The following is an 18,650-nucleotide window of genomic DNA, read 5'->3' as shown; positions in this document are numbered from 1 at the left end:
ACTCGCTACGACAAGACCCGCGAGTCCTACCAAGCCGCCGTCACCATCGCCTCAATCCTGCTCTGGATCTGACCTTTGAAGACGATCTCTAGGCCTCGGGCCCGAGGCGCGAGCGTGGCCGGTCCACTACCGTCACGGCCATGAAGATCACCGCACCACCGCGCGAGCCCGGACGGCGCAGGCAGGACGTGCTGGACCGGTTGGAACGGGAGATGGACATCTGGGTGGCCACGGCGGACGCCGACGGCCTGCCCTGCATGGTCCCGCTGTGGTTCGTGTGGCACGGGGAGTCGGTGTGGCTGTGCACGCGGCTCACCAACCCGACCGGACGCAACCTGCGCGACGGCGGCCGGGCCCGGCTGGCCTTCGGGCACACCCGGGACGTCGTGCTGATCGACGGCGAGGTGGAGACGTTCGGTCTGCGGGAGGCGCCGTCCGCGGCGGCCGGTGCGTTCCTCGCGAAGACCGGCTGGGATCCTCGCGAGGACAGCGCGTCGTACGCCTGGTTCCGGGTGCGACCGCTCGCGGTGCAGGCGTGGCACGAGGAGCGCGAGCTGAGGCAGCGGCACATCATGCGGGACGGCGTCTGGACCGCGTAGCGCGCGTGGGCGCCCGTGCGAGCGACCGGCCGCCGGGGCACCACAGCCGGCCCGGGCTCCTCGGCGGTGCGGGCGCCTCAGCCGGTGCGACCGCGTCAGCCCCGGTGCGGGCACTTCAGCCGGCCCAGGAACCGGCGGGTGCGGGCACTTCAGCCGGCCCAGGAACCGGCGGGTGCGGGCGCCTCAGCCGACCCAGGAACCGGCGGGTGCGGGCGCCTCAGCCGACCCAGGTACCTCAGCCGGTGGACCACATCAGCCCCGGTCCAGACACCTCAGCCGGTTCGGGCCCCGTCGAGCCGTGCCAGTTCCTCGTCGGTGAGGCGGAGGGCGCCCGCCGCGACGTTCTCGGCGAGATGACCGGGGTTGCCGGTGCCGGGGATGGCCAGGACGTTCGGGCCCTGGTGCAGGGTCCAGGCGATCCGCACCTGCGCGGGGCTCGCGCCGTGCGCCCGGGCGACCGCACGGACCTCGTCCTCGTGGGCGGTGCCGGCGCCGCGTGGTCCGGCCTCGCCGGCGATGGCGTAGAACGGCACGAAGGCGATGCCCTGCTCTCGGCACAGGGCGAGGAGTTCTTCCGTGGCGGGGTCGTGGAAGCCGAGGCCGTACCGGTTCTGGACCGAGACCACGGGCGCGACGGCCTGGGCCTCGGCCAGGTGCCGCGGCTCGACGTCGGAGATGCCTAGGTGGCGGATCAGGCCCGCCTCGCGCAGTTCGGCGAGGGCGCCGAAGTGCTCGGCGATCGAGTCCTGCCGCATGCGGCGGAGGTAGACGACGTCGAGGTGGTCCCGGCCGAGCTGGCGCAGGTTCTCCTCGACGTGGGCCCGCAGGTTCTCGGGCCGGGCGGAGGTGCCCCACTCCCCCGACCACTCCCGGTACGGGCCGACCTTGGCGGCGATCACCAGGTCGTCGGCGTAGGGCGCGAGCGCGCTGTTGATCAGTTCGTTGGCGGAGCGCAGCGAGGAGAAGTAGAAGGCGGCGGTGTCGATGTGGTTGACGCCGAGTCCGACCGCCCGGCGCAGTACGGCCAGGGAGCGTTCCCGGTCGCTCGGCGTGCCCAGGTGGAAGGCGGCACTGCCCGTCAGCCGCATCGCGCCGAAGCCGACGCGGCGGACGGGCAGGTCGCCGAGATTCCAGGTGCCCGCGGACTCCGCGGTGATCGTTTCCCAGGTCATCGGCGGAGTTTCGCACACGCTCCGGCGCGGGTCAGCAGTAGAGGTTGCCGCCCGGTGAGACGCCGAGGATCTGGCTGAACTGCTGGTACTTGGTGACGCGGCTCTGCACCTGCGCGGGGTTCTTGCCGTCGCACTCCAGGGAGCCGTTGATGGAGCGGATGGTCTGGCCGAAGCCGGCGCCGTTGACCATGGCGTTGTGGCCGGTCATGCTGCCGGGTCCGGACTGGGTGTTCCAGTACCACAGGGCGGTCTTCCAGGCGACGGCCGCGTCGTTCTGCACCAGCCAGGGGTTGTTCAGCAGGTCGATGCCGAGCGCGTCGCCCGCGGCCTTGTAGTTGAAGTTCCAGCTGAGCTGGATCGGGCCGCGCCCGTAGTAGGCGGCCTGACCGGCCGGGCAGCCGTAGGGCTGGTTCCAGTCGCAGTAGTGCGGGTAGTTGGCGGTGTTCTGCTCGACGATGTGCACGAGTCCGCCGGTCTCGTGGCTGACGTTGGCGAGGAAGGCCGCGGCCTCCTGCTTCTTGGTGGTGTCACTGCCGGTGTTGGCGAAGCCGGGGTACGCGCTGAGCGCGGCGGTGAGGCCGCTGTACGTGTAGAAGGAGTTCCTGCCCGGGAACATCTGGTTGAACTGGGCCTCGGTCACCACGAAGTTGCCGACCGGTGTCTCCGTGCCGCCGTCGCACGCGTACGGCTCCCAGTACCAGGTGCTGATCAGCGGGTCGTAGCCCGGGTTGGCGTGCTCGGCCCGGTAGGCCTTGCCGTCCGTGTAGCGGACGATGTCGCCGGCGTTGTAGTTCGCGCCGGCCGACCAGGCCGGGTAGCTCGAACAGGCGGCGGCGGAGGCCTCGGTGGCGGGCAGGAGCACGGGCACGGCTCCCGCGAGGGCGAGTACGGTCACCAGGGCTGATATACGGCGCCTCGACACAGGTCTGCCTCCTTCGGCGGAGCACGGCCGCTCCCGTACAAGGGCAGGGCGTAGCGGAGCCTTGTGCGCGCGTGCCGGTCGGGCCGGCCACGGCGTGGGGGCGGCCGTGGTGGGGGGTGTGGAGGCACACTCAACCGCGTTGGTCTGTACCAGTCAAGGGTGTAGACCAACGCGAACCGCGGAAACCAGTCCTCCGCCGGCTTCGGAGACACGGTCGAGCGGCTGGTCCCGGCTCTCCTCGACCGGACGCGCCGGGCCGGGCCGGGGCGGGCCGGGCCGGGGCGGGCCGGGCCGGGCCGGGGCGGGCCGGGCCGGGGCGGGCCGGGCCGGGCCGGGGCGGGGCGGGGCGGGGCGGGGCGGGGCGGGGCGGGGCGGGGCGGGGCGAACGAGCAAGCAGCGAGCGCATCACGCTCCAACCCGGCCGGTTCCCGGCCGGGTTGGCAGCGGGCTCCTCGCTTCGGCCGGCCGGGCCGGTCGGCTCCTTGCGGGCCGCGGGCCGGACAGGTCAGCGGCTGCTCGCGGGCCGCCAGCCGTCAGCTCAGCGGCTTCTTCAGGACCGCCTTGCGGTGGCTGAACGTCTCGATGGAGTAGCGGCCGTGGTAGCTCCCCATGCCGCTCTCCCCCACCCCGCCGAACGGCAGGTCGGAGACGGTGAGGTGGGCGAGCGGCAGCCCGTGGCCGAGACCGCCGGAGGACGTCTCGGCGGCGAACCGCTCCCGGGTCCCGTCGGATTCGCTGAAGACGTAGAGGGCCAGCGGCTTGTCGCGGTCGTTGACGAAGCCGATCGCCTCGTCCAGCCCGGGCACGGTGACGATCGGCAGGATCGGGCCGAAGATCTCCTCGCGCATCACCGGTGCCTCGGGGGCGACGTCGGCGAGCACGGTGGGCGCGATGTACTTCTCCGTCCGGTCGCTGTCGCCGCCGACGACCACCCGGCCGGAGTCCAGCAGGCCGGCCAGCCGGTCGAAGTGGCGTTCGTTGACGATCCGCGCGTAATCCGAGGACCGGGCCGGGTCGGCCCCGTACAGCCCCTCGACGGCGCGGACCAGCGCCGGCTCCAGGGCGGCGGCGGTCTCCGGATCGGTCAGGACGTAGTCGGGGGCCACACAGGTCTGGCCGGCGTTGAGGAACTTGCCGCCGGCCAGCCGGGCCGCGACGACGTCGAGGTCGGCGTCGCGGTCGACGAACGCCGGGGACTTGCCGCCGAGTTCGAGGGTCACCGGGGTGAGGTGCTCGGCGGCGGCACGCATGACGATGCGGCCGACGGTGCCGTTCCCGGTGTAGAAGACGTGGTCGAAGCGTTCGGCGAGCAGGGCCGTGGTCTCGGGGATTCCGCCCTCGACGACGGCCACGGCCTCGGTGTCCAGGTACCGGGGCAGCAGGCGGGCCAGCACGGCGGAGGTGGCCGGAGCCAGCTCACTCGGCTTGGCGACGACCGTGTTGCCCGCGGCCAGGGCTCCGACCACCGGGGCGAGCAGGAGCTGGACCGGGTAGTTCCAGGGCGCGATGACGAGGACGACCCCGAGGGGGTCGTACTGCGTCCAGGCGGTGGCGTCGGCGCCGAGGTGCGCCGGGACGGGGGCGGGCTCGGGGCGCAGCCAGTCGGCCAGGTGCTCGAGGGTGTGGTCGATCTCGCGCACGGTGAAGCCGATCTCCGTGCGCTGGGCCTCGGCGGCACTCTTGCCCAGGTCGGCGTGGAGCGCGGCCTCGAGGTCCGGGCCGTTCTCCGTGAGCAGCGCGCGCAGCCGGTGCAGCTGTGCGGTGCGCCACTCGACGGGCTTGGTACGGCCGGTGCGGAAAGTGGCGCGCAGCCGGGCCACGACGTCGGCGGGCCGCTCGGGGGCGGGGTGGTTCACGGTGTGCCTCGCTGGTGGGGGATACGGTGCCGGACACCGACCGGGTCGGCCGGGGGCGACCGAGGGGACTGGATGTAATAGCCAACCTTTCAGGTGCCAAAATAAATTCCCGGGCCGTGCCACCTGCTTTCCGTGCGTCCTCGCCACAGCCGCGCCCGATCACGAGAATCGCCGCATGACCATCACTACGCCTCACCCGCTCGTCACCGAGGCCCGGCGACTCGCGGACGGACTCCTCGCCCCATCCGCCCAGCGCGTCGACCAGGACGGCATGCCCACGGGCCACCTCGAGGCGGTCCGGCGCTCCGGACTCCTCGGCGTGAGCGCCCCCGCGGAGTACGGCGGGGCCGGAGCCCCTGATCCGGTGGCCCGGGAGGTCGCGGAGGTCCTGGCCGGGGCGTGCTGCTCCACTTGGTTCGTGCAGACCCAGCACCACACGCCGGTGCGGCTGCTCGCGAAGGCGGAACCCGGACTCCCCTCCCGCGAACGCCTGTTGCGCCCGCTCGCGACCGGTGAGCTGCTGGCCGGCATCGCCTACGCGCACGTCCGCGCCTTCCCCCGGGTCCCGGTCCGAGTCACCGCCGAGGGCGGCGACCTGCGCTTCGACGGCACCGTGCCCTGGTACACCGGCTGGGGCCTCAACGACGTGATGCTGCTCGCGGGCGTGACCGAGACGGAGGAGGTGGTGTTCGCCTTCACCGACGCCCGCGAGCAGCCCGGACTGCGTCCGTCGCCGCCCATGCGGCTCGCGGCACTGACGGCCGCGCGCACGGTGTCCCTGGCGCTGGACGGTCTGCGGGTACCGGAGGACAACGTGGTACTGCGTACTCCGCGCGAGGAGTTCGCCCGGGTCGACGTGCCCCGCAGCACCAACACCTCGCCGGCCGTCTTCGGCGTCGCGTACGCCGCCCTGGGCCTGCTCGGCGACACGGCGGACGAGCGGAGGGCGGCCCGTTCGCTGCGCGACCGGCTCGACGGGGTCAGGAAGCGGGCGTACGCGCTCGCCGACCGGAGTGTCCCGGACGGGCAGGACGAGGAACGGCTGGCGCTGCGGACGAGGGCGTACGACCTCATGCGGGCGGCCACGACTGCGGCGGTCGTGGCCGGAGGCGGACGCGCGACAAGCCTCGGCCACCCGGCCCAACGGCTCGCACGAGAGGGGATGTTCCTGCTGGTACAGGGTCAGACGGCGCCGGTTCGACAGGCCCACCTGGCCGCGCTCGCCTCGCTCTAGAACGCCGGCGGCGACGGCGTCCCGCCGTCCCGCCCCACCCCGCCGCCCCACCCCGCCGTCCCGCCCCGCCGTCCCGTCCCGCTGTCGCGCTCCTGGAACGGGGAACGCGCGACCGCGCGTTCCCGGGCGCCTGTTCAGTCCTCGTCGCGGGCCGGGACGACGACCAGGAAGGCGTCCGACCTCAGGTCCATCACGACGGTCGCGGGTTCGCCCTGCGCACGACGGCGTGCGGCGTACTCCTCCGCCGGCCACGAACCGCGCGGCGACCCCGCCGGAAACCGCTCCAACACCTTCGCCCCCATAGCGGCGGTCACCTCCACTGCCCCGTGTCCGTTCGTGCTCTCCTGCCCGGGCGTCTGCCCGCGATCCGCGCGGACATGCCCCACGCACCCTCGACTACACATAAGGGAGAAATAAGAGCAGAATGGACGTATGCGGCGTTACCGCACACCGCACCAGACGCGGTCCAGGCCCGGTAAGTCAAAGGAGACGACTCATGGCCAACGTCTCGCACACCCGAGGTGACCTCTCCAGCCACCCCGACGCCCCGGAGATGCAGGAACGCTATGCCCGCATGCTCGGCGGCCGGGATGTGGCACTCGTGGACGGGCCGGTGTTCCTGCTCGGCCTCTACTGTGCCGTGTCCCCGTGGATAGTCCACTTCACCACGAGCCAGCCCGCAATGGTGGCCCACAACCTGATCATAGGAATCGCCATCGCACTGCTGGCGCTCGGCTTCACCCGCGCCCCGGAGCGCATGTACGGCCTCAGCGGGGCGATGTGCGCGATGGGCATCTGGATGATCATCTCGCCGTGGATCGTCGGCACGAACCCCGACGCCGGCGTCATCTGGAACAACATCATCATCGGCGCCCTGACCCTGGCCCTGGGGACGGTGTGCGCCGCTACGGCGGCGAAGAGCCTGCGCAAGCCCTAGACGCACGGGAAGGGAACACCACGGACCGGTCCGCCCTCGCGGACCGGTCCGCGCACGCCCCGGACCCCCGGCGGACTGCGCCCGCCCATAGCGGGCACACGCAGTGCCGCGGGGGTCTTGACAAGAAGGGGCGGAGATGGAGATAGACGGCATCATCAGTGCCATCGTCATCGGTATCGTCATCGGCGTCCTGGGCCGACTCGTGGTCCCAGGACGTCAGCGCATCGGGGTCCTGTGGACGGTCCTCGTCGGCATCGTGGCCGCGTTGATCGGGTCGTGGATCGCCACGGCGTTCGACGTGGCCGACACCGACGGCGTCGACTGGGTGGAGTGGCTCATCCAGATCGGCCTGGCCGCGGTCGGCGTGGCCGCGCTGGACCGGTCGCGGTCGCGGCCGCGTACGCGCCGCTGAAGGCGTGCCGCGTACGCGCCGCTGAAGGCGTGGGCCCACGGCCGCACCCGTACGGCCGTCATCGGCTCCGGAGCCACTCCTCGAACCAGGCCACGGTGGCGTCCACGGTGTCCGCGAGCGGCTTCGGGGCCATCCCGAAGGAGCGCTCGAAGGCGGTGGAGTCCATGATCTGGGGCTCCGTGTGCTGGTAGAACATCTCCGCGTACTCGGCCATGAACCGCTCGTCGAAGGGGCCGAAGGGGCGGGGTTCGGCGAGCACCGTGACGTTCAACGGCCGGCCCGCGCGCTTCTCGATCATCGTGAGGATCTCGCGCGTGCTGACGGCGGGCGCGGTGGGCAGGTGCCAGACGCGGCCGTCGCCCTCCGGCCGCTCGCCGAGTGTCGCGAGGCCTGCCGCCACGTCCCCGATGTACGTGTAGCTGTGCGGCAGGTCGATGTCGCCGAGCCCCGCGACCTCCCCGCCGGTGAGCGCGCCCGGGAAGACGGCGGCACCGAGGGACGAGTTGAGCACGCCGGGACCGACGAAGTCGGCGCTGCGGCCGAGGACCACCCGAGCCCGGCCGGCCCGGTGTGCGGCGAGGTACCGCTCGTCGAGCTCCGCACGCATCCGGCCCTTGCGGCTGGTCGCCTGCCACGGGCTGTCCTCGGTCATCACCGCTCCCCCGGTCTCGCCGTACGGGTAGAGCGTGTCGAGCACGACCAGCCGGGCCCCGGTCGCCTCGACGGCCGCCAGGACGGCTTCCTGGACGCGGGGCATCACCTCTGTCTGGAGGTGATAGCCGACGTTGACGCAGTGGTACACGACGGCGGCGTCGCCTATGGCGGCACGGGCGCCGTCGGCGGTGCTCACGTCGGCGGCGAACCGCTCGACGCCGGCTGTCGCGGGACCCTCGGCACGCCGGTCGACAAGACGGACGGGATGCCCCCTGCGGACCAGCTCACGAGCCAGTCCGGTACCGGCGGGGCCGGACCCCAGGACGGCGTGCGGGACGTGTGGCTCGGCGGTGACGGCGGACATGATGATCCCCTCCTCTGGACTCCGCGGCACTGCCGGCGAAGACTCGGCTACGGCTAGTCGCGCTAGTTAGAGACTATAACTGCCGCGAATGCCCATAGCAAGGAGTGCTCTTGCCCGACGCCCCGGAGACGTAGGCTGCCGGTGAGTGATCACGCCGCGAGGAAGGCCGTACGCCATGGTCGTGAAAGACACCGAACTCCCCTACCTGCGCCGCTGTGTGGAACTGGCGGCCGAGGCACTGGAGGCAGGTGACGAGCCGTTCGGATCGGTCCTGGTCGGCGCGGACGGCACGGTCCTGGCCGAGGACCACAATCGGGTGGCCTCCGGCGACCGCACCCGCCATCCCGAGTTCGAGCTGGCACGCTGGTCCGCCGCGCACCTCACCCCCGAGGAGCGGGCCGCCGCCACGGTCTACACGTCCGGCGAGCACTGCCCGATGTGCGCCGCCGCACACGCCTGGGTGGGCCTGGGGCGCATCGTCTACGTCGCCTCGTCGGAGCAGCTGGGCGGGTGGCTGGCGGAGCTGGGAGTCCCGGCACCGCCGGTGCGCCCGCTGGCGGTGCGGGAGGTGGCGCCCGGCGTGCCCGTGGCGGGTCCGGTGCCGGAGCTGACCGAGGAGATCCGCACCCTGCACCGCCGGTTCCACGGGAGGCGGGCCTGAGCGGAAAGGCCGCCCGACCAGGTCACCGAGCGCCGTCGGGTGTGCCCGACGGCGCTCGCACGTGTCGCGACGGAGTGGGATGTCCCGGCGTCGCCGTTCGGCGCCCCGGCGGAGCGGGGCCTCCGGGAGGGCCGCGTCCCGGCGGCGCGTCGTTCGGCGCCCCGGGACGATCGTCCGCCCTCGGTCAGCTTCCGGCCCCCGGCCGGAACCGCCGGTAGAGGACGACCCCGCCCAGCACGAGTGCCGCGCCGCCCGCGAGGGCGGGCAGGGTCTGGTCCGCACCCGTGAGGGCGAGGGACGTCGACGCCTGCGGTGGGGCGGCGGGCGGGACCGGCTCCGGCCTGGCCCGCTCTTCTTCCGGTGCGGACGGCTCCGGCTCCGGCTCCGCGGCGGGCCGCTCGGTCTCGGGGCGGTCGCCGGAGGTGTTCGTCGACTCGTTGCCGACGGCCGGGTTCCCGATCCCGACGACGTTGACGCTGTTGCCGGTGACGTTCACCGGGAGGTGGACGGGCAGCTGCACGCCGTTGCCGGCGACCACGCCGGGTGAATCCTTTCCGCCGCCCTCGGCGACCGCGCCGCCGGATGTGCCGGTACCGGACGAGCCGGTGTCGGCGGAGGTGTCCGACCCCTTGTCCGCCGTACCGGCCCCGGTGTTGGCGCAGCTGTTGCCCGCGGCCGGGTTGAGGAGCCCCACCACGTTCACCGTGTTCCCGCAGACGTTGACCGGCACGTCCACCGGGAGCTGGACGGTGTTGCCCGAGATCAGACCGGGCGATCCGGCCGCGGAACCGTCGGCGGCGGCGCCGTCGGACGCGAACGCCGCGTACGCCGGCATCGTCACGGCCAGCGCGCCGGAGGCGGCGACGGCGAGCACACCGTTTCGGGTAACCCTTCTCATGAGGTTCCCTGCCTTCCAGACATGGTCACGGGCGCTCGCCCGCACCGGTTAAAACGCGGGCGCACCATCCGAGTTATGGCTTATAGGTCTTTCACTCCATCGAGTGGCCGTTTCGTCGAACGAGCGGCAAAGCCTCCGTACACCCGCCGAAAGCCCCTCCGCGCGCCCGGCGGCACCACCCCGGAGGCGAGGCGCGCGGGGCCCGCTTATGGTGATCGAGGGCGCCGACCACCGGTCCGCGACGGGGCGCCCGGGAGGCATCGATGCTGGCCAAGCTGTCGACTCGGCCCTCGGCCCGGCGCTGCGCGGTCACCGGAGCGCTGGGGCTGGCCCTGCTGGGTGCGGGGCTGCCCGCCGCGACCGCACGGGACACCGGGCCCGGCCTGTCCCGGTTCTACGACCAACGGATCACATGGTCGGCGTGCGAGGGCATGGAGGTTCCGGAAGACCTGCAGTGCGGGAAGGTCACCGTCCCCCTCGACTACGACCGGCCCAAGGCGGGAACCCTCGACCTGGCCCTCGCCCGGTACCGGGCGACCGGTGACTCGCGGGGTTCGGTGCTGCTGAACTTCGGCGGCCCGGGCGGCTCAGGCGTCAGCGAACTCTCCGCCGGCGGCAAGGACTTCATGCACCTGACCAACGGCTACGACGTGGTGACCTTCGACCCCCGCGGCGTCGGCCGGTCCTCCCCGGTCACCTGCGGCCCGGCCACGCTGGACATCATGGAGGCGACGGACGGGGACGAGAAGCTCACCGACCCGCGGGACGTGCTCCGGCGCCTGCGGGACGCGGCGGCCGAATGCGCGAAGCACTCCGGTCCGGTACTGCCCCACATAGGCACGGTGAACGCGGCACGCGACATGGACGTGATGCGCCGGGCCCTCGGCGACGACCGGCTCAACTACCTCGGCTTCTCCTACGGCACCCGGCTGGGCGCGGTGTACGCCGCCCGGTTCCCGGACAAGGTCGGCCGGATGGTGCTGGACGGCGTGGACACCCTGACCGAACCGCTGACCGAGCAGGGGCTGGCCGGCGCCCGGGGGCAGCAGACCGCGCTGGAGAACTTCCTCGACTGGTGCGTGGAGGACATCGCCTGCCCGTTCGGACAGGACGCGCGCCAAGCCCGGCGCCAGGTCGAGCAGGTCATCACCTCTCTCGACGAGGACCCGGTACCGACGGGGTTCGGCGAACCCTTCACCGGACAGGACATGGTGGGCGCCATCGGTCAGGCGCTGTACAGCGAGGAGCTGTGGCCCTCGCTGCAGCGGGCACTCGGCCGGCTGCTCGAGGACGGTGACACCCGCGGCCTGGAGGGGTTCGTGTCCGGTGGCGTCACCTTCCCGGTCCGGGCGCGAGGTCCCGCGGACCCCGGCGGCGGACTCACCGACCCGGAGGACGTCCCGATGGACAACCTGCCGGCCGCCCTGATGGCGATCAACTGCGCCGACGACCCGGACCGCCCCTCCGCCGACCAGCTCGCCGGGTCCCTGGGGCGGCTGCGCGCGCGGTACGAGGAGGCCTCGCCGGTCTTCGGCCGGTACCGCCTCACCCAGGTGCTGATGTGCTACGGCCGGCCCAAGGGCACCGACTACATCCGGGAAGACGTGAAGGATCTCGACACCTCCGAGATGCTCCTCGTCGGCACCCGGGGCGACCCGGCCACGCCGTACCGCTGGACGGTGCAGACGGCCGAGCGGCTGGGCCCCGCGGCGGTGGTCCTCGACAACAAGGGCGAGGGGCACACCGGCTACGCGTCCTCCGAGTGCGTGCACCGGAAGGTCGACGACTTCCTGCTGTACGGCTCCCTGCCGCCCGACGGCAGCTCCTGCGGCTCCGAGCCCCGCGGGACCGCCCGGGAAGACGACTGATCCGGAGGACTGGATCGGATAACCGGATGACCCGTACCGGGCGACCTCGACCGGACGGCCCGGACCGGGCGCCCGGACCCGGCGGCGGAATTGCTCCGAATGCCCGACACGCCCATCAGTTCTATCGTGCTGACATGGAGCACGATCTGAGTCCCGCCACCCTCGCCGAACTGCGGCGCCCCCGCCCCTACCCGGCCGTGTCCGTTCTGACGCCGACGCACCGTCGCGAACCGGACAACGCCCAGGACTCCGTCCGGCTGCGCAACGCGGTCGCCGACGCCAAGAAACAGCTGGAGGACGATCCCGCGGTCACCCGCGAACGGCGGATGGAGGTGTCCCGGGAACTCGACCGGGCCCTCGCCGAGGTCGACCTGACGCACGCCGAGGACGGCCTGGCGCTCTTCGCCGCGCCGGGTGAGCACCAGGTCTGGACGCTCGCCCGTTCCGTCCCCGAGCGCGTGGTCCTGTCGGACACCTTCCTGACCCGCAACCTCGTCGCCGCACAGGCCGCCGAGCGGCCGTTCTGGGTACTGTCGGTCGCCGCCGACCGCGTCACGCTGTGGAACGGTGGCGCGGGCCGGGTCACCGAGGACCGCTCCGGCGGATTCCCGATGCACCGGCCGCCGCTGGACTTCGATCCCGAACGGCAGGAGCGGATCGGGGACGCGCCGAGCACCTTCCGGGACGAGACCACCCGCCGGTTCCTGCGCGACGCCGACACCGTGATGGGCAGGGTCCTGCGCGCGCACCCCCGGCCGCTGTACGTCACCGGCCCGCAGCCCGCGCTGTCCCTGCTGGAGGAGACCGGCAGCACCGTGCGCGACGCGGTGCTCGTCCCGCACGGGGGCCTCGCGCACGGCACGGCCGAGGCCGTGTGGCAGGCGGTGCGGCCGGTCCTCGACGACGAGGCACGGGGCTCCGTCGAGGCGGTGGCCAGGGAGTTGGACGCGGCCCGCGGGCGCAAGGACTTCGCGGCCGGCGTCGACGAGTTGTGGGAGAGCGCCCGCACCGGCCGGGTACGGCTGCTGGCCGTCGAGGAGAACTTCAAAGTGACGATGCGCGACGACGGCGAGCACCTGCTGCCGGCGGACGGCGGCGACCTCGACGCCCGCGAGGACATCGTTGACGAGATCGTCGAACAGTGCCTGGAGACCGGCGCCGACGTCCGCTTCGTGCCGGACGGAGCACTCGGGGAGGCGGACGGGATCGCGGGGGTGCTGCGGTACTGACACCCGCCGCCGCGCCCCGGTTACGCTCCGCCCCTCTTGACGACCATGAAACCCTGTCCGCGGTACGTTGGCCCGCTCCTCGGCGGGTGTACGGCGGACGGGGAAGGAGCCGGCGGAGCGTGAGCGAACTTCTGGGTGTCGCGGTGCTGGGCGCGGGACACATGGGCGCCGATCACGTACGGCGCCTCGACCGGGTGGTGAGCGGCGCCAGGGTCGCCGCGGTGGCCGACCCCGACGCCGAGCGGGCGAAGGAGGCCGTGGGCGGCATCGACGGGGTCACCGTGCACACGGACGTCGAGGCCGTGCTCGACGCGCCGGGCGTCGAGGCCGTACTGATCGCCTCGCCGGGCGAGGCACACGAGGAGGCGCTGCTGGCCGCCTTCGCGCGGGGACTGCCGGTGCTGTGCGAGAAACCGATGGTGCCGGACTCGGCGGGAGCGCTGCGCGTGGTGGAGGCGGAGGCGCGGCTGGGCCGGAGGCTGGCGCAGGTCGGATTCATGCGGCGGTACGACACCGAGTACCGGCGGCTGAAGTCGCTGCTGGACGGCGGCCGGCTGGGCCGGCCCCTGATGCTGCACTGCGTCCACCGCAATGTGTCCTCTCCGCCGCACTTCACCTCCGCGATGCTGGTCACCAGCTCCGTCTCGCACGAGATCGACGCGGCCCGCTGGCTGCTCGGGCAGGAGCTGACCGCGGTGACCGTGGTCCGGCCGCGTCCGTCGGCGGGCGCGCCCGGGGGACTGCTCGATCCGCAGTTCGTGCTCTTCGAGACCGAGGCGGGCGCGCTGGTCGACGTGGAGATCTTCGTCAACTGCGGTTTCGGTTACGAGGTGCGTTGCGAGGCCGTCTGCGAGGCGGGCAGCACCCGGATCGGAGACGCGCACACGATGGTGGTGACGGCGGCGGGCGGCGCCCGGGAGGAGGTGCCGCAGGACTACCTCGTACGGTTCGCGGACGCCTACGACCGCGAGGTGCAGAGCTGGGTCGACGCCACCCGGCGGGGCCGGGTCGCCGGTCCGGGCACCTGGGACGGGTATGCCGCCGCCGCGGTCGCGGAGGCCGGCGTACGGGCCCTGGAGACGGGAGCGCGCACACCCGTCGGCCTGGCACCCCGACCGGCGGCGACCGACCCGTCATAGAACAGGCGTCCGGCGAACACCAGGACGACGACGTCGCCAGGCCTCGATACCCGTCAAGTCCCGTAGGGGTACTACGACTTGCCGCTCGCCTCCCGTACGCTGCCGGCGTGCCGAAGTCACTCCGGGAAGACAGTGGCATATGCCGGAAGCACCACCGTATCGTGTGTTGCCGAATCTCTTACGGGGCGTCGCGGGCTGTGCAAGAGTCGTAACGGTCCTTCCGCCAGCCCCGATCCCGCCTTGGTCGTACCGTCTGCACATCGGAGTGCGTCATGTCGTCCCATCTCTCCGCGGACCCTCCAACCGCCCAGCCACCGGGACGCGGCTCCGTGGAAGCCCTGATATCGCAGGCCCGGCGGCTACGGGGCGACGTCGACGCGGTACGGCGGGACAGCCAGGACGACGGAACCGACCCCCGCGGACGCTGGCAGCGCGCTCTGTACGACCTGGCACTGCACCAGCTCAGCGACCTCGACGAGCACTTGGCACAGCTCCGGGACGGTCCGGCACCCGCGCCACGGCCCGGTTCGCTGCTCAGCCGCGTCGGCAGCGCGGAGTGGAACCTGCTGACGGACGAGGCCGAATGGTCCGGGGAACTCTTCCGGATCCTCGGCCGCGACCCCGCCTCCGCCCCGCTCAGCCTCGACGAACTCCCGTCCCTGGTACTCGCCGAGGACCGGCCGAAACTGACCGCGATGGTCACGGACTGCCTCGTAGACGCCAGGCCCATCGACGGCGAGTTCCGCGTCGTGCGCCCCGACGACACCGTGCGCACCGTGCACATGATGGGCGAGCCCGTGCTCGACGCCGACGGCAGCACCGCCTCGATGTGGGCGGTACTGCGGGACGTCAGCGAACTGCGCCGCAGTCAGCGGGCGGTGAGCGAGACCCGTGACTCGCTCCGGAGCCAACCGCTGCCGGCGGACCACGGGCCACGGGCCGCGGTCGAACCGCGGGAGGCCGTGCCGCCGCCCTGGCACGGCGTCCTGCGGTTCCCGTACCAGGGACGGCCGGGCCTGGAGCTGGCCGCCGGGTACCTGCCGTCGACCGCCCACGCGCCCGCGTGCGGCGCCTGGTACGACGCCTGCCCGCTCGACGGCGACGAGACCCTGCTCAGCGTCGGCGACCTCGCCGGCCCGGGCGCCGACGCGGCACAGAGCCCGGCGGCACTGATCGGTGCCCTGCGCGGCCTGGCGCTGGCGGGCACCGGGCCCGCGCACCTCCAGGACCGACTCGACCGATTACTCGATGCCGCCGCTCTGCCACCCGTGCGCTCGGCCCTGTACTGCGGTTACCGGCCCCGCACCCGCGCCCTGGCCTGGGCACACACCGGACAGCCCGTCCCGTTGCTGTTCCGCGAGGGAACGGGACACGGACTGTCCGGGCCGGCCGAGGCGACCCTCGCCGCCGGTGACCTGCTGCTTCTGCACACCGGCGAACTCGTGTCGGCAGACGTGCGCCGGCTCCTCTCCCTGGGTCCCCGGCTGGCCGGGGCGCGCTCGGCACAGGACGGCGTACGGATCGTGGCGGAGGAGTTCGGCGAATCCCCGCGACAGGCGGACGTCTGCGTGCTGGCGGCCCGGGTGACGCCCTAGGCAACGCGCCCCCCGCACTCACGCCGGAGCGGTGTCGCCGCCCGCCCCCCTGGGCGGCTTGCCGGGCGACCTGCCCTTGGGCAGCGCCAGCTTGATCTCCTCCCGCAACTCCTGGATCTTCGGGTAGCCGGCGTACTCGGCGGTGAGCCGGTACATCTGGCGCAGTCGGTCCCAGGTCCGCTGAGAGGAGTTGGAGCCCATCGACACCAGGGCGAGGCGCGCGTACCGGTCCGCCTGTTCGGGGTCGTCGGCGATGAAGCAGGCGGATGCCATGGACAGGTAGTCGAAGATCTTCGACCGCTGCCGGCCGTCGATCCTGAGGGCCAGGGCCTTCTCCGCGTAGTGCTGCGCGTGCGCGGCGGCCCCCGGCTCGAAATCGGCGAGCGTCCGGTAGGCCAGGGCCTGCATGCCGTACAGGTCCTCCTCCTTGAACGTCTGCATCCAGTCCGGCGGCGGCACGTCCGCCTTGTCGGAGACGAAGAGGTCCTCGGCCCGCCCCAGCGTGCGGCGCATCGCCTGGCCCTTGCCCATGGAAGCCTGCGCCCAGGCCTCGATGGTGTAGAGCATCGCCCGGGTACGGGGCAGCACCTCCTCGCCCGAACCGGACTTGGCGAGCTTCATCAGGTCGAGCGCGTCGTCGGGCCGGCCCAGGTGGACCATCTGACGGGCCGCCCGGGAGAGCGCCTCACCGGCCCGGGGCCGGTCACCGCCCTCGCGCGCGGCGTGGGCGGCGATGACGAAGTACTTCTGCGCCGTGGGTTCCAGGCCCACGTCGTGCGACATCCAGCCCGCGAGCACGGCGAGGTTGGCGGCGACGCCCCACAGGCGCCGCTGGAGATGGGGTGGGTGGTGGTAGGCGAGCATGCCGCCCACCTCGTTGAGCTGGCCGACCACGGCCTTGCGCTGGAGCCCGCCGCCACGGGCGGCGTCCCAGGCGCGGAACACTTCGACCGAGCGCTCGAGTTCTTCCACCTCCTGAGACCCGATGGGGGCGGCCTCGTAGCGGTCGAACCCGGCGGGGTCGGCGTGCAGGGGTTGGCGGAGGCCGGAAGCGTCGGCAGCCAGGGCCGGGTCGGTGTGCAGCCAGTCGTGCATGGCGCTGCTGAGTGCGGATCCCGCGGCAAGCGCGGCGCCCGCGCCCACCAAGCCGCGTCGGTTGAGCATGAGGTCCATTCCCGTGAATTCGGTGAGGACCGCCGCAGTCCGCTCGGGCGCCCACGGCACACCGTCGGGACGCTCCTGGCTCCCGCCGCCCTGCCGTTTCCCCGCACGCCCGTGCCGGACCAGACCGAGGTCCTCGATGGTCACGACACGGCCGAGACGCTCGGTGAACAGAACCGCCAGCACCCGCGGCACCGGATCGCGCGGGATCTCTCCCATGTCGATCCATCTCCGCACCCTCGAGGTGTCGGTCGCCAGCTGGGGGTGGCCCATGGCCGCCGCCTGCCGGTTGACCAGCCTCGCGAGCTCGCCCTTGGACCAGCCGGCCAGGCCGAACAGGTCCGAGAGACGGGTGTTGGGTTCTCCGCTCACGTCAAGCCCCCAGGTTCTCGGCTGAGTTGACAGTAGCCCCGTGCGGGTTGCCGGGCGACTATTCGCCACCGTTCGCCAGGGTGCGCCAGATGGTGTGCCAGGGGCGGCCGGGTGTCAGGTAGGAATGCGCCACCCCGACCCGGTCGCTGCGGGGTTACTCCCCAGGGTGGCCCTCGGCGGCCGGGCGGGTAGCGCGACGGCTTTCAGAAGGCGTGGCCTTCCGGATCGGACCCTCTGGATCGAAGCTTCCGGATCGGACGGACGGGCGCCGCTCTTCAGGCAGGCACAGCAGGCACACGAAGGGATCTGTCTAGCCCATGTACGCAGCATCGTCCTCCGTGTCCGCCCCGCAGCGCTCGCTGCACCCCCGCCCGGCGGCGGGCGGCGGCCCCTATCTCGCCCCCGCTCGTCCGGCGGCCCCGGTGCTCGGGGCGGGCAGGGCGCGGCACGGTGCGGGCCCCGGCGCGCAACCGCTCAGCGGAAGAATCGACCTGTCCGGCCCCCAGGGCACCCAACTGCGCGCGGCGATCGCCTCCGTACACCGGATCTGTCCCGAGTTCGCCCCGGTGCAGGTGCTGCGCCGCAGCGGGCGGTCCGTGCTCCTGGTCGGCACGACCGGGCGCAGCACGGCGGTCGCCAAGTGTTTACTGGACCACTCCCCCGCGTGGGCGGAGCGGATCCGGCACGAGATAGGGGCATACCGCTCGTTCGTCCGGCACCGCCCCCCAGTGCGGGTGCCGAGGCTGATCGCGGCGGATCCGGACAACTGCACGCTGGTGATCGAGCGGATGCCGGGGCGGGTGGCGGCGCTGCAGCGGCACCCCCTGGAAACCCCGCCGCGGGCGGACATCAGGGCGGCGCTCGGCGCGATCTGCCGGCTCAACGCCTGGCGGCCCCCGGCCGGCACCTTCGACGCCCCGCTGGACTACGCGGCGCGGATCTCCCGGTTCCACGAGCTGGGGCTGCTCACCGACCGGGATCTGGGCGACCTGCAGAAGCTGCTGCACGGCATCGCCCACGCGGGCGGACGCCAGGGCATGGGCCAGTTCTGCCACGGTGACGCGCTGCTGTCCAACATCCTCATGTCACCGGCCGGTCCAGTGCTGGTGGACTGGGAGCACGCGGGCTGGTACCTGCCCGGTTACGACCTGGCGACCCTGTGGGCGGTGCTCGGTGACGCCCCGGTGGCCCGCCGTCAGATCAGCCAGATCGCCCAGTCCGCGGGGACGGCCGCGCGCGACGCGTTCCTGGTGAACCTGATGCTCGTGCTGACCCGGGAGATCCGTACGTACGAGACGGCCGTGCAGCGTTCGATGCACGAGGCGGTCCCGGCACCACCGGCGCCCGCCCACCCGGGCGCCGCGCCGACCGGCGAGGAACAGCGGCTGCTGCTGCGCCGGCTGCACGACGACTGCCAGATGGCCCGCCGGGCCGTGCGCGCGGCGGTCGGCACGCGCTGACACCGAAGGACGACGGTCCGCGGTGCGCCCTCAGGGCGCACCGCGGACTTTCCGTGCCGTGATACTCGCGGTGGCCATTGGTGTACGCCAGTGACGCAGCGCAGGCCCGTGCGCCGC

Annotated in this window: 17 protein-coding genes; 10 read left to right on the top strand and 7 right to left on the bottom strand. The window is 72.8% G+C overall.

The window, feature by feature from the left end:
* Positions 1–140: 140 nt before the first annotated feature.
* Entirely contained in the window at positions 141–599 is a 459-nt protein-coding gene (locus ACZ4V1_RS30125) for a pyridoxamine 5'-phosphate oxidase family protein (protein ID WP_468342266.1), read from the top strand.
* 272 nt (positions 600–871) lie between these two features.
* Here ACZ4V1_RS30125 and ACZ4V1_RS30120 read toward each other — a convergent pair whose 3' ends face one another.
* From ACZ4V1_RS30120 to ACZ4V1_RS30110, 3 genes are all read right to left on the bottom strand, one after another.
* Entirely contained in the window at positions 872–1,771 is a 900-nt protein-coding gene (locus ACZ4V1_RS30120; RefSeq protein WP_468342263.1) for an aldo/keto reductase, read from the bottom strand.
* Positions 1,772–1,802: 31 nt separating this feature from the next.
* The gene (locus tag ACZ4V1_RS30115) at positions 1,803–2,693 is read right to left on the bottom strand and encodes a glycoside hydrolase family 19 protein (RefSeq protein WP_468342260.1); all 891 of its coding nucleotides are present in this window, start codon (positions 2,691–2,693) and stop codon (positions 1,803–1,805) included.
* Between the two features lie 533 nt (positions 2,694–3,226).
* Positions 3,227–4,549 (bottom strand): aldehyde dehydrogenase family protein, encoded by a 1,323-nt coding sequence (locus ACZ4V1_RS30110; RefSeq protein ID WP_468342257.1) that lies wholly within the window; start codon positions 4,547–4,549, stop codon positions 3,227–3,229.
* A 175-nt stretch (positions 4,550–4,724) separates the two neighbouring features.
* Between ACZ4V1_RS30110 and ACZ4V1_RS30105 the strand changes: the two genes are divergently transcribed.
* Positions 4,725–5,783: an acyl-CoA dehydrogenase family protein gene (locus ACZ4V1_RS30105; RefSeq protein WP_468342254.1), complete on the top strand. Its 1,059-nt coding sequence runs from the start codon at positions 4,725–4,727 to the stop codon at positions 5,781–5,783.
* 134 nt (positions 5,784–5,917) lie between these two features.
* On the opposite strand, the gene ACZ4V1_RS30100 is transcribed toward ACZ4V1_RS30105, so the two are convergent.
* Positions 5,918–6,085, bottom strand: a complete 168-nt coding sequence (locus ACZ4V1_RS30100; protein WP_468342251.1) for a hypothetical protein — start codon at positions 6,083–6,085, stop codon at positions 5,918–5,920.
* 194 nt (positions 6,086–6,279) lie between these two features.
* Here ACZ4V1_RS30100 and ACZ4V1_RS30095 point away from each other — a divergent pair, with 194 nt between their 5' ends.
* The gene (locus ACZ4V1_RS30095) at positions 6,280–6,720 is read left to right on the top strand and encodes an SPW repeat protein (RefSeq protein ID WP_468342248.1); all 441 of its coding nucleotides are present in this window, start codon (positions 6,280–6,282) and stop codon (positions 6,718–6,720) included.
* A 136-nt stretch (positions 6,721–6,856) separates the two neighbouring features.
* Complete coding sequence (locus ACZ4V1_RS30090) at positions 6,857–7,132, top strand: GlsB/YeaQ/YmgE family stress response membrane protein (protein ID WP_468342245.1); 276 nt, start codon at positions 6,857–6,859, stop codon at positions 7,130–7,132.
* Positions 7,133–7,190: 58 nt separating this feature from the next.
* Here ACZ4V1_RS30090 and ACZ4V1_RS30085 read toward each other — a convergent pair whose 3' ends face one another.
* Positions 7,191–8,150, bottom strand: coding sequence for an SDR family oxidoreductase (locus tag ACZ4V1_RS30085; RefSeq protein WP_468342242.1), 960 nt, complete (start codon positions 8,148–8,150; stop codon positions 7,191–7,193).
* 175 nt (positions 8,151–8,325) lie between these two features.
* Between ACZ4V1_RS30085 and ACZ4V1_RS30080 the strand changes: the two genes are divergently transcribed.
* Positions 8,326–8,811, top strand: coding sequence for a nucleoside deaminase (locus tag ACZ4V1_RS30080; protein WP_468342240.1), 486 nt, complete (start codon positions 8,326–8,328; stop codon positions 8,809–8,811).
* Between the two features lie 184 nt (positions 8,812–8,995).
* Here ACZ4V1_RS30080 and ACZ4V1_RS30075 read toward each other — a convergent pair whose 3' ends face one another.
* Positions 8,996–9,709, bottom strand: coding sequence for a chaplin (locus ACZ4V1_RS30075; RefSeq protein WP_468342237.1), 714 nt, complete (start codon positions 9,707–9,709; stop codon positions 8,996–8,998).
* A 263-nt stretch (positions 9,710–9,972) separates the two neighbouring features.
* On the opposite strand from ACZ4V1_RS30075, the gene ACZ4V1_RS30070 reads away from it, so the two are divergent.
* From ACZ4V1_RS30070 to ACZ4V1_RS30055, 4 genes are all read left to right on the top strand, one after another.
* Complete coding sequence (locus ACZ4V1_RS30070) at positions 9,973–11,577, top strand: alpha/beta hydrolase (protein ID WP_468342234.1); 1,605 nt, start codon at positions 9,973–9,975, stop codon at positions 11,575–11,577.
* A gap of 134 nt (positions 11,578–11,711) precedes the next feature.
* On the top strand, positions 11,712–12,806 hold the full coding sequence (locus ACZ4V1_RS30065) for a baeRF3 domain-containing protein (RefSeq protein WP_468342231.1): 1,095 nt from the start codon (positions 11,712–11,714) through the stop codon (positions 12,804–12,806).
* A gap of 119 nt (positions 12,807–12,925) precedes the next feature.
* Positions 12,926–13,945: a Gfo/Idh/MocA family protein gene (locus tag ACZ4V1_RS30060; protein ID WP_468342228.1), complete on the top strand. Its 1,020-nt coding sequence runs from the start codon at positions 12,926–12,928 to the stop codon at positions 13,943–13,945.
* Between the two features lie 272 nt (positions 13,946–14,217).
* Positions 14,218–15,540 carry a SpoIIE family protein phosphatase gene (locus ACZ4V1_RS30055; RefSeq protein ID WP_468342225.1) on the top strand — a complete coding sequence of 441 codons (1,323 nt, stop codon included), beginning with the start codon at positions 14,218–14,220 and terminating at the stop codon, positions 15,538–15,540.
* Between the two features lie 18 nt (positions 15,541–15,558).
* Here the strand turns inward: ACZ4V1_RS30055 and ACZ4V1_RS30050 are convergent, their stop codons facing one another.
* A complete protein-coding gene (locus ACZ4V1_RS30050; protein ID WP_468342222.1) occupies positions 15,559–17,073 on the bottom strand; it encodes a DNA-binding protein NsdB in 1,515 nt (504 codons plus the stop codon).
* Positions 17,074–17,390: 317 nt separating this feature from the next.
* On the opposite strand from ACZ4V1_RS30050, the gene ACZ4V1_RS30045 reads away from it, so the two are divergent.
* Positions 17,391–18,533, top strand: coding sequence for an aminoglycoside phosphotransferase family protein (locus ACZ4V1_RS30045; RefSeq protein WP_468342219.1), 1,143 nt, complete (start codon positions 17,391–17,393; stop codon positions 18,531–18,533).
* Positions 18,534–18,650 lie beyond the last annotated feature (117 nt).

This window comes from Streptomyces sp. NPDC028991, from assembly GCF_055564775.1.
This window is presented reverse-complemented; position numbering and strand designations above follow the sequence as displayed.

Coding starts and splice junctions, on each gene's coding strand:
- ACZ4V1_RS30095 (WP_468342248.1), top strand. CDS start 6,280: ATGGCCAACGTCTCGCACACCCGAGGTGACCTCTCCAGCCACCCCGAC.
- ACZ4V1_RS30120 (WP_468342263.1), bottom strand. CDS start 1,771: ATGACCTGGGAAACGATCACCGCGGAGTCCGCGGGCACCTGGAATCTC.
- ACZ4V1_RS30080 (WP_468342240.1), top strand. CDS start 8,326: ATGGTCGTGAAAGACACCGAACTCCCCTACCTGCGCCGCTGTGTGGAA.
- ACZ4V1_RS30125 (WP_468342266.1), top strand. CDS start 141: ATGAAGATCACCGCACCACCGCGCGAGCCCGGACGGCGCAGGCAGGAC.
- ACZ4V1_RS30065 (WP_468342231.1), top strand. CDS start 11,712: ATGGAGCACGATCTGAGTCCCGCCACCCTCGCCGAACTGCGGCGCCCC.
- ACZ4V1_RS30100 (WP_468342251.1), bottom strand. CDS start 6,085: ATGGGGGCGAAGGTGTTGGAGCGGTTTCCGGCGGGGTCGCCGCGCGGT.
- ACZ4V1_RS30105 (WP_468342254.1), top strand. CDS start 4,725: ATGACCATCACTACGCCTCACCCGCTCGTCACCGAGGCCCGGCGACTC.
- ACZ4V1_RS30075 (WP_468342237.1), bottom strand. CDS start 9,709: ATGAGAAGGGTTACCCGAAACGGTGTGCTCGCCGTCGCCGCCTCCGGC.
- ACZ4V1_RS30045 (WP_468342219.1), top strand. CDS start 17,391: ATGTACGCAGCATCGTCCTCCGTGTCCGCCCCGCAGCGCTCGCTGCAC.
- ACZ4V1_RS30090 (WP_468342245.1), top strand. CDS start 6,857: ATGGAGATAGACGGCATCATCAGTGCCATCGTCATCGGTATCGTCATC.
- ACZ4V1_RS30085 (WP_468342242.1), bottom strand. CDS start 8,150: ATGTCCGCCGTCACCGCCGAGCCACACGTCCCGCACGCCGTCCTGGGG.
- ACZ4V1_RS30055 (WP_468342225.1), top strand. CDS start 14,218: ATGTCGTCCCATCTCTCCGCGGACCCTCCAACCGCCCAGCCACCGGGA.
- ACZ4V1_RS30070 (WP_468342234.1), top strand. CDS start 9,973: ATGCTGGCCAAGCTGTCGACTCGGCCCTCGGCCCGGCGCTGCGCGGTC.